The sequence below is a fragment of the Pseudomonas sp. Z4-20 genome, assembly GCF_051131955.1.
Lineage (GTDB): Bacteria > Pseudomonadota > Gammaproteobacteria > Pseudomonadales > Pseudomonadaceae > Aquipseudomonas > Aquipseudomonas marvdashtae.
Genome location: NZ_CP071641.1, coordinates 2,373,955 through 2,387,490, shown reverse-complemented (window position 1 = coordinate 2,387,490; position 13,536 = coordinate 2,373,955). Strand labels below are relative to the sequence as shown.

Genomic DNA, 13,536 nt, shown 5'->3' with positions numbered 1-13,536 from the left:
AGGTCTCGTTGCAGCAGATTAAATGGATACGTCTACGCGGAAGTAGATCGGCGCTTCGCGCTCGGTCAGGGCATCCGGACGTTCCAGGGAATGGGCGAAGGTGACGCTGGCGCTCAGGTGCTGGCCACGGGCGAACAGCTCCAGCGAGTTGCTCGACATACGCCCGTGCTGATCCTCGTTGTAGCGATCGCCACGGATCACGCCTTGGTCATAACCAAGGCTGGTGCCGTATTCGGCGAACACCGGGCGCAGCCATTCCAGCGTCACCGGGCGGCTCCAGCGCAGGTCGTTGCGCCAGTAGCCGCCGCTGTCGCCGGACAACGATTGGTCCTTGTAGCCACGAATCGACGACTGCCCGCCCAGGCTCATGCGTTGCGGGCTGAACAGCACGTCTTCGCTGCGCTGGCCGGTCATCAGGCTGCTGAAGCTGAACGACTCGCCCCACACCTTGAAGGGTTGCAGGTAGCTGGCGGTGGCCGTGTACTTGCGGTAACGCGCGTCGGCCTGGCCGGGGCCCGGGTCGTTATCACCCTGGGCATCGAAGGCACCGATGCCTTGCTGCACGCCCAGGTCCAGGTTGACGAAGGCGTTGCCGATCCGGCGGCCATGGTTGATGCCGAATTGGCCTTCGCTGAGGCGATTGCTGCTGACATCGAGCTTGCTGTCTTCGATGAAGTTGTTGGTGCGCAGGTACGCCAGGCCCGTGTTGAGGGAGGTCTTGCTGACGGCGTCACGATGGATCACCCGCTCGACGCGCAACTGATGGTTCTGGCTGTCGCCGGTCTGCTTGAAGTTGAAGCCGTTGGCTGGGATCTGCGAGCGATATTCGCTCTGGCTGTAGGTGTAGCTGAAGTTCCACCAGCCCCAGGGCAGGTTGTAATAAAGCATGGCGTTGTTGGAGGTGTGCTGGTGGTCGGTCATCGCATCGTGACCGCCGCGCAACATCAACTGGTCGGCCAACCCCAACGGGCTGTCCCATTCAAAGCTGGTGCCCCACTGTTGCTCGCCGGTGCTGCGCTGGCCGTCGTTGCTGCGGGACAGGCCGGCACGCCAGGGCTTTTGCGGATCGTTGGTCACCTGAACTTCACTGCCACCGACGTTCTGGCCGGGGGTCAGCTCCATTTTTGCCTGGTTCGAGGGCAGGCGATTGAGCTGGTCCACCAGTTGTTCGATTTCCCGCAGGTTGACCAACTCGCCGGCCTTGCCGGGAAACGCCATCGCCAGCTCCAGCGGTGATAACCGGCTGTTCTCGGCGCCCTTCAGGCCTTCCAGACGCCCTTCCACCACCAACACACTCAAATGCCCGGCGGACAGATCCTGTTGCGGCAGGTAGGCGCGGCTGGTGACCAGGCCTTTCTCGATGTAATGGTCGGTGATGACTTTGAGCAGTTCGTTAAGCTGCGGCACGCCCAGGCATTGGCCGATGTAGGGCTTGAGCAACTGCTCGCGCTCGCTGGCGGACAGGCTGTCAGCGCCTTTGAGTTCGATGGTCTTGATCGTGAAACAGCGGGTCTCGGCAGGCGTCGTCGGCTGGGCCGGTTGCGCCTCCTTGCCTGGCAAGTCCTTGAGTTCCTCGAGACGCCGGCGTTGCTCTTCGAGCAAGCGGTTCTGGCGCTCGAGGATCAGGTCGGTGTCACCGGGCGTCGGCGCGGCGAGAGCAAGGGTAAGCGGAGAGAGGCACAGCAAAGCCAGGCAAAACCTCGCCGCAGTAATAAGTAAGCACATGTTCATCCCTGTGTCGTGGCTTTTTGATATCACGACAAGAGAGGCATGCTAGGCATTTGCCAGACGACTTCAATTACAGTTGTGTGAATTATTTATTTCTTCCGTCAATCGCGGCCACGAGAAAGAAAACTTGAGCCCAGATAGTGGGGCTCCAGCGACGTTCTACTCGGAGTTTGCAGGAAGGAAGATGAAGCACTTGTGCTGAGAGAAAATACTCCGAGGGATGTGCTCAAATGATTCTTAAGCTTGAGGGTCTTCGTGGAGTGGCTCGTGGAGTTGTTCGAAAGCAAGGGATTGCGCTGACGGCCCAGGATAACCCTGGCGTAACAACCCTGAAAAACACCAGTCTTTATCACAAAAATAGAGATGGGAGGGATATAACAAGAAACATCCTCCGGGCTGGGTTGGAACCCTAGTAGCGACCACTTTCGGCCAATTACTGCCCGTCAGTCTGGAAGGACCGACTTTTTCAACAGAATCGGCCAAAAGCAGACGTTCTACGTGGTCCGCTTTCGACCCGTTGCGGTTATACGGTGAACGTCCGGAGTTCATGCCTGAACGGTCATTCGCCCCTCACACCGACAACTATGTATGCGTCAACGTCCGCTCGGGTGTTCATAGTTATGTATCCCGCTAAACGAAGTACTGAAGACTGCCTACACTGCGTTTGTTTTCTACGATGGATTTATGATAGTTCCGTCCGCGGAGCGTGTTACCCACATGTTGTTCTCAACGGTGAAATTGAGAGTCTCTCCGCGCCTGGAGATCTAGGGGCGCGTCGGCAAAAAATAACCAAGTGAGTTGTTAGCTATTACTCAAAACCCAAGATTAGAAAACTTTTTATACCTGGAACGTACAGGTTTCTGGTATTTCAGATCTATTATTTAGGATGATCGGCGTAACATTATTCCAAACACTGGTTACCTTTCTCTCAAACTCTCGCTCACATGCTGCTGCAGCGGACTAAGGAAATATTCAATCACGCGGCGCGTGTCGGTTTTCACTTCCGCTGTTATAGCCATCCCTGGAGATAATTTAATATCCGTACCGTTAACATTCAGTATTTCTTTATCTAGATGAATTTTGCTGCTGTATACCAGCCCACGCTTCTCATCTTCGATAGCGTCCCGAGATACACTAATTACCTCACCATTAATCGTACCGTACTTTGTAAAAGTGAAGGTTTCGACTTTTACGGTCACTGCCTGCCCCGCTCGTACAAAGCCAACATCTTTGTTTTCAAGCATGGCCTCGACTTCGACGGGTTGGCCATCGGGTACCAGAACCATCAATTGTTGCGCGGGTGTGATCACGCCTCCCACGGTATGAACTTCCAATTGCTGAACTGTTCCATCCACGGGCGACTCGATCGTAGTGAGGGCTTCTTGGTAGCGAGCCTTCGTTAAGTCTTGGCTGAACGTTGCAATTTTTTGATCGGCTTGTTGCAGTAGGTCGAGCATTGCTCGTCGAGATTGGGCCACAATGCCATCGCGGCGACGTTCAGCCTCTTGGCGTGCAGCGGTGGACTGCAGAACGCTGGCTTGCTGGACGCTGAGTTGGCGTTCAAGATCAAGGCGGGCTTGCTCTTTTTCCAGGTAAGCGTGTCGCGCAATATATTGTTTTTGGAGGAGGCGCTCATAGTCGTCTGCGAGCTTCACTGCTATGGGTAGCGTTTTCTGCAGGCTGGCTACCTGAATTCGTGCAGATTGAATATCAGCCTGACGCTGCTGAATTTCCGCGTCGGCCTGGTCGAGGCTACTGCGGTATTCCTGATACTGACCTTGCAGCCAACGCTCGGCAGCGAGAACATGTGCAGGATCCGCTTCTGGGATAGTGCCTTCCAAACTCCGAGGAGACGTGCGCTGGTTAATAGCCTCCAACATGGCCGATGCTCGTGCGCTATCCACACGAGCGGCAAGCAGATCGCCTCGAACACGTCCTACGTCGGCATCCGCGGAAGTGGAGTCCAATTCCAAGAGTAGTTGACCGGCTTTAACTGATTGTCCATCACGTACGTGAATAGCCTTGATCACCGCCGTTTCACTTGCTTGGATGATCTTGGTTTTACCGCTCGGAATGATTTTTCCAGTGGCGGTCGCAACTACATCAATTTTGCCGAAGCAAGCCCAGAGCAAAGCCAAGGCTGCAAACGTCATAATTGTCCACATGAAAATCCGCGGCGCGGGATGGCTTGGTTTATCTTGCAGTTCCAGAGAGGCTGGCAGGAATTGCACTTCATGTGCCAGGCGCGTAGGGGCATCCATCTCTTTTCGGCGGCTCCAGGACTGGCGCCAAACTCGTCGATAGTGGTGCAGCAAGCCCGTTGATTCATTATCAGACATGGCTGCCTCCCTGCTGTAAGCGATGTAGACGCGAATAATGGCCGGCCTGATGAGCCAGTAGTTCTGCATGCGTTCCCTGCTCAACGATCTGCCCACGATCCACGACAACGATGCGATTGGCGTCGCGAACAGCAGACAATCGATGGGCAATGATGATCACTGTTCTACCCTTGCATATGGCCTGCATGTTCTGCTGAACAATACGCTCAGATTCATAGTCCAGAGCACTGGTAGCCTCATCAAAAATTAGAATCCGCGGGTTCCCCATGAGTGCACGGGCGATAGCGATACGTTGGCGTTGCCCTCCCGATAACGAGGCGCCATGTTCGCCGACCATGGTGTCGTAACCTTCGGGCAGCTCCAGGATGAACTCATGTGCGCCGGCCAGCGTTGCGACTTTCATCACGACGTCTAAAGGAGCCCCAGCATCACTCAATGCAATATTTTCTCGAATAGTGCGGTTAAACAGCATGTTGTCCTGCAACACCACGCCGATTTGTCGCCTCAGCGAGGACACATCAGCCAAGGCCAGGTCCATTCCGTCTACTAGAACGCGACCACGCTCAGGTACATAAAGGCGTTGCAGTAAACGTGTCAGCGTGCTTTTGCCAGAACCTGAGCGGCCTACCACCCCAATAACCTGGCCTGCATTGATGGTTAAATTGATTCCGCGCAGCACCTCAGAACCATCTGGCCGATAACGAAAATGCACCTGATCGAATTCGATGCGACCTTTGATGGGAGGAAGTGCGCTGCGCGCTGCGTTAGAGAATTCAGTGCGAGAATTCAGAATGTCACCAAGGCGCTGTACCGATACTCCAGTCTGCTGGAAATTCGTCCAGAGCTGTGCGAGCCGCATGATTGGCTGAGCCACGCGTCCAGCAAGCATGTTGAACGCAATCAACTGTCCAACCGAGAGCTGACCATCAATAACCAGGCGTGCTCCGAGCCACAGAGTTGCAACGGTGACCAGCTTTCCTATAAGTGCAACACTTTCATTGGCAATAGCCGATAGATTCTGAGTTTTAAATCCCGCCGCGACATATCCCGCCAGCTGGTTATCCCATTTCCGGATCGCCTGAGGCTCAACAGCCATTGACTTCAGCGTGTCAATTCCATTGACGGTTTCCACAAGAAAAGCCTGGTTTTCAGCGCCGCGAGCAAAGCTGTCATTCAGCCGTTTGCGCAGTATTGGGGTAATGAGCAGTGAAACCAAGATGTACAGGGGTAGCGATATTAGGACTATCAGCGTCAGCCATCCGCTGTAGTAAAACATCACTGCAATGAACACCACGGAAAAGAGTACATCCAGCAGCAGGGTGATCGCGTTGCCAGTCAGGAAGTTACGGATGTTTTCCAGTTCACGCACTCGGGCTACGGAGTCACCCACTCGACGCGCCTGAAAATACGAAAGCGGCAATGTAATGAGATGGCGAAAAAGTTTCGAGCCTAGCTCCACATCAATCCGGCTGGCCGTGTGTGCGAATACATAAGTACGTAGACCAGAAAGGGCTGACTCAAACAACATGACCCCTGCAAGGCCTACAGCGATCACGTCGAGTGTCGTCAACCCATGATGCACTAGCACTTTGTCCATGACGATTTGAAAGAACAAAGGGGTGATTAAAGAAAATATCTGCAAGACGAAAGATACCAGCATGACTTCGCCAAGCAGCTTGCGGTATTTGACAATCGCAGGAATGAACCACGTGAAGTCAAAACGGGAGGTTTCACCAGGAGTCGCTGATTCCGAACGTATCAACAGAAGCAGCCCGGTCCAGCGGTCCTGAAGTGCTTCAAACGTAATAATTTCTGGCCGGGCCACCCGGGGGTCGTGGATTAAGACCTTTCCTTGATCCAGACGAGCGACAATAAAATACCCGCCATCCTTATCTGCCGCTATGGCAGGCAACGGTGTTCGGTCCAATCGATCGAGCGAAGTGTTAGCGGCTTTGGCCTTAAGGCCCAATTTTCGTGCCGCTAAAATTAATTCGGCCTGTGACAGACATTGGCCAACGTTGCCGAACTCGTGCGTCAATTGCTCAGAAGAAGCTGAAACCTGATGAAAACGCGCAAGCATTACCAACGATGCAAGACCGGTATCGATGTTCGTCATTCTTTCGGGCACTGAAGTACCCCCTCCTGCGTTGTCCATAGCGCTTCCATGCATGTGGCAGGCGAGCTAGCCTGGCACGAATACGAGGGTAGCAATATGCTACCTCCGATCGGATAATAGTCTTAAAAAGTAATGTGTAAACTTGATAATCACCTATTCGATAGACGGCTTAAAGGCGTTCGGTGGTAAAAAATCGCGGGACGGGTCGTAATCCTGTTTCAGGTACGCCGCTAACGCCAGAAGATCCTCAGGGCTCAGTATTCCAGCGGCTTGTTTCAGCTTCAAATTATCGAGAATGTAGTCATACCGAGAATTGTTGTACTCACGGACGACGGCATAGAGCTGTCGTTGCGCAGTCAGCACATCCGCGATATTTCGTGAGCCGATGTCTACTCCTACCTGGTTAGCCTCGACAGATTTTTGGCCGGAAATGATGCTCTGCCGACGAGCTACGATCTGCTCAATGTCCGCATTAATTCCACGAAAGGCGTTGCGAGTATTCAGTACCACCTCGCGGCGACGGTCTTCATGTTCGTCCTGGCTTTGGAGCAAACGCTCCGTAGACTCCTTAATCTGAGAGTTTGTCATTCCACCTGAGTAGAGCGGTATGTTCAGCTCAATACCAACCGAACTCTGTGCAACGTTGTCACGGTAGCCATTGCTACCGAAATCAGTTGGATTGCTATAGCCAAAACTGTCGTTATCCCCTTTTCGATACGATGCAACAGCATCGAGAGTCGGGGCGTGTCCAGCTTTTCGCTGGTTGAGAGTTTGCTCTGCAGCATCTACGGCTCGCCCTGCTGCTTGCAATTCCAAGTTTTGCCGAATCGCAGTTTGCACCCAGTCCTGTGCCTCATTAGGAACTGGGGGGGCGACGGGGAGTGTATGACCAATCCCGGAGATTGAGGTGTATTCTTGCTTGGTCAAGCGCGCCAGCGTTTCATAGGCATCATCGACCTTCCTCTGCGCCTGTTGCCGATTTGCATGCGCGTTATCGTAGGCTGCCTGGGCGTCGTAGACATCGGTAATGCTGGAAGCACCGTCTTCCAGCCGACCTTGCGCCTGATCACGCTGCCGCAGCAACGCTGCTTCTTCTGCTTTTGTGGCAGCGAATGCATCCAACTGACGTAAAGTTTCGAAGTACGCTTGGGCGGCACTCAAAATTATGTCCTGCTCTTTCGCGGATAGCTCCAGCCCTGCCTGAGTCACCGTGTAACCCGCGGCCTGCACCTGGTACCAACGATCAAGCCGAAACAATGGTTGGCTGAGGTTTGCCCTGAACGTGGTGCCGCTGCGCTCGCGACTAAGAGACGGCTCATCGCGTTCGAGGCGAGTAACTTCAGATGTGGCGCCAGCTGTAAGACTGGGCAGTAATCCTGCCCTAGCTTGAGGTAGTGCTTCCCGCTGCGCCAGATAGGCGTGTCGGGCTGCAGCCAGTGGGGCATCATTGATCACCGCGGCCTTGTAAACGCCCATCAAGTCGGCGTGAGTGAATCTAGCGTTGGTGGCGGCGTTTCCCAGCTGGGCAAAAGCGCACGCACTACCGAGAATTCCTAACCGTAACAAGTAAGAAAAGGTCATCTACATTCCATGTGATAGCGGAGCTGCTCATAATTATGTGTTAAGACAGGTATCGGCATCATATCCATTACCTTTAGATATTTCCTAGGCTGCGACCTTCTAACATCCACAGCTTAAAATTTTGTAAACAGGCGTGACCAGATTCAGGCGCATTGTCTATTTCGCCTCTTGAAGATAGCGGCCGAACTTGGCCAGAGGCGCAGTGGTTGGTCCTATTCCCTCGGAGATGCGATTGTCCCTCCACCAAAAAATTGGGTCTGGAGCGGGAAGCAAAGTGGGGGAGTGCCCCTTAGACGCTTACACATGTTTTTTGATAATGTTGCTGGAATAAATTCATGACTAAAAACGGCTCAATGCGCTCGTCCAATGGGCAAGCGCATTGAGGCACGTTTCTATTTCCAGTTTGCAGCTATCGTTGCATCCAGTGCGGTGTGATAAGACGCGCTCAAAGTCGTTTCGCCTTGAGCAGGAGGAGAAAAAGACGCCATCGCATTTACTAAGTTCTGAACATTGCTATCTGTCAGCGTTTTACCATCTGCGCTTTTTAACTGTTCAACATGGTTCGCGGATGATACATACCAATCTTTGATAAGGAAATTATCTGAGGTGCCAATCACAGCAATTTTCAAATCGTTTGACCCGGCCGCCTTGGAGAACCACAGTTGATCGGACATAATGTCATTCATGAAGTATACAGAGTCGAGATTTCCACTTGTTGCGTCTGAGTCAACTAAGGTATCTGAGCCGAACCCTCGAGAGAGTTGGTAGGTATCATTCCCGGTTCCTCCGTTCAATGTATCGCTTCCGGCGTTGCCGATCAGGACATCGTTGCCTGCCCCCCCTGACAAAATGTTATTGCCCTGGTTTCCTGTAATAGTATTATTAAGTGAGTTGCCAGTCGCGTTTATCGCGTTGGAACCACTGAGGGTGATATTCTCAAGGTTGCTGCCTAGCGTATATGTAATGCTGGTTTCGACAGTATCAATCCCTTCGTTTGCGTTTTCCGTTACGGTGTCACCAGTACTATCGATCACATATGTGTCATCTCCAGCGCCACCAACGAGTTTGTCGGAACCAGCAAGTCCATCCAGCCGATCGTTGCCAGCGCCACCCATTAAGGTGTTTGCAGCCGAGTTTCCCTGTAAGAAATTATTCAATGAGTTTCCAGTGCCATTAATTGCAGTGGTACCCAGCAGAGTGAGATTTTCGGCATTAGTGGCGAGTGTGTAGGTGACCGAACTTTGGACAGAATCTATCCCTTCGTTGAGAAGCTCAGTGATGACATCTCCAACATTGTCGACGATGTACACATCGTCGCCTGTACCGCCAATCAATTTATCAGCACCACCTTTACCATCTAGCGTATCGTTTCCAGCAGCTCCAGTCAGCGTATTAATCGCGGAATTCCCTGTGAGTGTATTTGCGAGGGTATTGCCTGTACCGTTAATCGCCGTGGTTCCAGTCAGTATCAGGTTCTCAATGTTAGAACTCAAGGTATACGTTATCGACGATTCTGCGGTGTCGCTGCCCTCATTTGCGTTTTCGTTGAGTACGTCTAAAGCGCTGTTAACCACGTAAACATCGTTTCCTGCTCCTCCGAACATGGTGTCATTCCCACTACCCCCGTCAAGGCGGTCATTTCCGTCGCGGCCGTAAAGCAGATCATTCCCGTTTCCACCATTTATTGTATCGTTCCCCGACCTTCCCGATAATGTGTCATTCGAAGACGTCCCGTTTATCGTCAGGTTTTGTATTGTAGTGATAAATTTGAATATGTCTGTCGCTGCCGCTCCCATGGTGTCCCTAGCTGTTATCAGAACAGTTGTCGCTCCTACTGCCCCGGCTGGCGGAATACCACTAAATGTGTTGTTGGTTGGGTTGTATGTAAGCCAACTCGGTAATGGTGATCCGTCTTCTAATGTTGCGGTCAAAGTTAACGAATCACCAGCATCCGAATCACTGAATGTATTGCTCGGGATGCTATACGTAAACGCTAGCCCTTCAGCTAACGACTGATCGCTTATCTGCGCATTTAGTGTAGGATTATGATTGGGGCCAGTTACATTGAGCACCAGATCGTAGGCTGTGCCGGCGCCATAGTTGTCCCGTCCCCACAAGAAGAGTCGCGGAATACCTTGGTCGCCCGCACTTGGAGTTCCCGACAAGGTCCGAGTATCACGGTTAAAGTTCAGCCAGGCCGGAAGTGCCTCTCCGTTGAACCCTTCAACGCTATAGAACACTGTATCCCCAACGTTGGGATCAATGATTAGGTCTTTGGGGATGGTGTAGGAAAACGCCTCACCTATCACTGCGCGCAGTTTTGGTGGGGACGCAATAAAAGTAGGACTGCTATTGTCTGCTCCGAGTTGAACTGCGTTTTCAATATCTGCTTCGAACCATTTGGTACCATCCAAGAACTCTACAACATCAATTTTGGCGTCGTAAGCAACACCGTTGACCGAATCGTATTCAGCGTAGTAATAATAAAAGCTGACTTGGTCGTAAGTTCCTTTAAGACGAAAGACTAAATCGAATTCATTTCTGAAGACGACAATGTCACTGCTGGCTGCATTAACGAACCGTAGCGTGTTAACCGCTCCGCTTTTATCATAGTTGTCTATCTTGTCTTGGCCGTCGCCGCGACCAAATACATAGGTGTCATTCCCCCCCCCGCCCGATAATTGATCGCTGCCTTCGCCACCCTCCAGGGTGTCATTGCCTAAGTAGCCGGATATAATATCATTCCCTTGACGGCCGTTGATTGTATCGTCACTGTAAAAACCCTCGATCGTCTCATTCTGAGCGCTGCCTACCACCACCTTTGCATTTAATTCGGAGGGTGCTAAATATTGCGATGCACCACTAAAGTCCTTAAGGGTAATGCCCTTATTTGCTCCAAGCTCCGAGAAAAATCCTTGGATCTCTAGTTTGTTCAGCGGGTCTTTGTCAATTGTAATTATTAATGAAGAGTTAAGTTTTGTGAAACTTAAAGAGTCAATAAGTTTATTTTCGACTAATATTATTATCTCGTTGGCAAGACCCGACGCTACGTCATTGCCATCGCCTTTTCTCATGATATAGGTATCTGAACCACCACCTAGACTCTCATAGGAGTCGTTATCAAGACCGCCGTCGAATATATTATTGCCTGAATTACCAATTAGAGTGTCCGCTCCACTTCCGCCTATTAGCGTATCATTTCCTCCATTGCCCTTCAGAAGGTCCCCGTCGTCCCCACCGACTAGAATGTCATTACTCGCGCCGCCATATATTTGATCATATCCGGCTCCTCCGTCGAGGTAGTTTTCATTATCCGTACCCTGTAACACATCCGCACCAGGTGTGCCGTGCGTTAAAAGGTTTAAAATATCTTCTTGAAGCCAAATGGTTCCATTTTTAAATATGATTTGGTCTAACGCATATCCATTATTAGTCAAGCTATTGTCAAAATAACTTTGAATTACTATAGACTCTGTGACTTCGCCTGAAGTGATGAAAAATTGAAGATCATACCCACTCCTTCTTGCTAATATATCTTGAGGTAATATCCCCTCTCCAAACAAAAGAATATCTGGTCGTGTGCCTTTCGCGTCCGAATCCGCGTTGAAAATAAAGTCGTTCCCATCGCCTTTGTTAAAAACATAAGTATCAGAACCGTCGCCCCCCATCATGTAGTCACTTCCAGCCCCCCCTGACAGATAGTCATCACCGGCGCCACCGTACAAGTGATCATCACCCGCGTAGCCTAGGATCAAGTCTCGAGAGGCTGTTCCGATCAACATGTCGGAGTTCACTGTTCCTACTGGGAAGCTCGCAAATCCGAAATTTAACAGAGCTATTTCGATAGCAGATCCGGTATCGTTGCCGTATTTCCTCATTTCGGCACTGATTTCAGATCCGATCGCTCCAGCATTTGCTAAGTACTTTGAAAACTCTTGCGCCAACGCGATCCCGTTTTTCGAGTTTTGAGCGTATTCGTCTTTCAGATAATTAACAGCAGACGAAACGTTCCACTCTGCACCATCTCCAGATATTGTGAGAGTGAGGTCGGTGAAGATGTCTTTAAGATGGGTTTGCATCATCAGTTTGCTGTAAATTAACCCCGACAACTCATCGAAGCTTTGAAGCAGTAACGCCGCAGCTGGACCATTGGGGTTTGGATCTTTTTCTCCCCAACACCAAGTGCCGATGAAACCATCGCCCATAAATTTCTCTAGAGCTAATAGCTTTCGGGAGTCACCCATCGCATTACCATATAAGCTATTATCTCTACTATGAGGGTCCGAGGAAGCAACTCCAGCCCATAAGTAAATGATGTTGGTAAGCAATGATCTCCGGACGTCGGGATCCGCCTCTGTGGTAAAACTCTCAATCAATGTTTGTAGCGCACCGGTTGAATCTCTTGCGATTGCTTGGTGAAGACTATGGACATCGCCAAACGCGGCGATGTCCGGCAAGGAAGCGATTGTTGGACTGATATTTATTAAGTTGTTGTCGATCGTATCGGTGGAATTAACATCGAACCAAACATCTTCAATGGCATGGGTCGTGCCATCCGTTTTTGTAAATGAGCCTGTCTGCCGGTGCTGGTTATTATTTGCGTCAGAAGCATATGGTAATGTCGTATTACTTTGATTTTTATCCGAGTAGGACAGGTCGATTGACTTTACGTTTGCTTGAGCTAAAGTTAAATACTCTGCCTGCTGAAGAACCCCATCGGAATTTTTGTCAATCCATACGCCAAGTTCGGCATATGCCTTATCTCTGGAGTCAAATTTTCCATCCAAGTTGTCATCAAGATCTGCTAATGCTAGAAATCCGTTTTGAGCGGACTGGCCGCTTCTCAAGTCTGTATTATTTCCAAACAGTTCGGTGCCGTCATCAATTTCCCCATTCTTGTTTTTATCCCACACTAATAGCCCATCGTCTTTGCCAACCCAGCCAGTATTTTCTGAGAAACCGCTTTTGTCGTGATCAAAGTAAATACCTTGGCTGGCACCGATTGTTTCTACCCCATCTCCATCCAAGTCCAAAACCAGTGGGCTTCGTGTTATTTCCGCAGTGTTAAACTGATCGACGAAATGCTGTTTTTCTGAATCTGTGAATTCAGCTCCATGTGCAAGAGGAAACATGAAATTAATAATGGGACTTAGATCTAGCCAAGGAGCGTCTCCACCTGAGGATCCTTCCTCATCTTTATAGGATCCGCTGAACTTGAATGTGTTATCGGTGTTTAGTTTGAAATCAAATTTCCCAAGGGAGTCGCCGCTACCACTTGAAAGTTCTGCAGAGATGCCCTCTGAGTCAATGCTGTACTCCTGTTTGGTACCATCTGGCCCGAGATGTTCTATGGTTAGAGAGTTAGCTGTGGTTCCTGCACTGTAAGAGTAAGTGTCATTCCCATCTTTAAGTGTAGCAGAGCCGCCGATCGTGCCATCCGTGTTAGCACTAAAATTCCAAGCTGAAGCGTTATTAAATCCGCTGAAGTCGACACCGACTTCATTGCCGCCCGCAGTGACACCAATTGAGCCGTTTTGATCTTTTAGATTTATACCTCCAGATAATCCGTTAATTGCTTCAAATGAAATTTTTGCCTGGCTAACCGATCCATCGCCATTTAGTTGATCATGAGAAAAGCCGAAGCTCGTCTTACCGTCACTGTAGTTTATCGTTCCCGTGTTTCCATTTGCATCACTAATGTTTCCGCTCGCTGAAAGACCGCTGGCGTCATATTTAAAATTAAAAACAACTGACTGCACCATTTAGATATTC

General features: G+C 50.6%; 5 protein-coding genes. All 5 read right to left on the bottom strand.

Translation table 11 applies throughout. The features are described from left to right. Positions 1-18: 18 nt before the first annotated feature. The 5 genes from J3P82_RS11155 to J3P82_RS11135 all read right to left on the bottom strand — a co-directional run bounded on the left by J3P82_RS11155 (position 19) and on the right by J3P82_RS11135 (position 13,526). A complete protein-coding gene (locus J3P82_RS11155; RefSeq protein ID WP_434563057.1) occupies positions 19-1,725 on the bottom strand; it encodes a ShlB/FhaC/HecB family hemolysin secretion/activation protein in 1,707 nt (568 codons plus the stop codon). A 920-nt stretch (positions 1,726-2,645) separates the two neighbouring features. Continuing rightward, on the bottom strand, positions 2,646-4,067 hold the full coding sequence (locus tag J3P82_RS11150) for an HlyD family type I secretion periplasmic adaptor subunit (RefSeq protein ID WP_434563055.1): 1,422 nt from the start codon (positions 4,065-4,067) through the stop codon (positions 2,646-2,648). Then, positions 4,060-6,222, bottom strand: coding sequence for a type I secretion system permease/ATPase (locus tag J3P82_RS11145; RefSeq protein ID WP_434563053.1), 2,163 nt, complete (start codon positions 6,220-6,222; stop codon positions 4,060-4,062). Before J3P82_RS11145 ends, J3P82_RS11150 begins: the two co-directional genes overlap by 8 nt. 114 nt (positions 6,223-6,336) lie before the next feature. Further along, positions 6,337-7,764 (bottom strand): TolC family outer membrane protein, encoded by a 1,428-nt coding sequence (locus J3P82_RS11140; protein ID WP_434563051.1) that lies wholly within the window; start codon positions 7,762-7,764, stop codon positions 6,337-6,339. A gap of 392 nt (positions 7,765-8,156) precedes the next feature. Beyond that, on the bottom strand, positions 8,157-13,526 hold the full coding sequence (locus J3P82_RS11135) for a putative Ig domain-containing protein (RefSeq protein ID WP_434563049.1): 5,370 nt from the start codon (positions 13,524-13,526) through the stop codon (positions 8,157-8,159). Between the last annotated feature and the right edge of the window lie 10 nt (positions 13,527-13,536).

What these genes read in the sequence shown, in the direction of transcription:
- J3P82_RS11135 (WP_434563049.1), bottom strand. Translation starts at nt 13,526, where the DNA reads ATGGTGCAGTCAGTTGTTTTTAATTTTAAATATGACGCCAGCGGTCTT.
- J3P82_RS11150 (WP_434563055.1), bottom strand. Translation starts at nt 4,067, where the DNA reads ATGTCTGATAATGAATCAACGGGCTTGCTGCACCACTATCGACGAGTT.
- J3P82_RS11155 (WP_434563057.1), bottom strand. Translation starts at nt 1,725, where the DNA reads ATGTGCTTACTTATTACTGCGGCGAGGTTTTGCCTGGCTTTGCTGTGC.
- J3P82_RS11145 (WP_434563053.1), bottom strand. Translation starts at nt 6,222, where the DNA reads ATGGACAACGCAGGAGGGGGTACTTCAGTGCCCGAAAGAATGACGAAC.
- J3P82_RS11140 (WP_434563051.1), bottom strand. Translation starts at nt 7,764, where the DNA reads ATGACCTTTTCTTACTTGTTACGGTTAGGAATTCTCGGTAGTGCGTGC.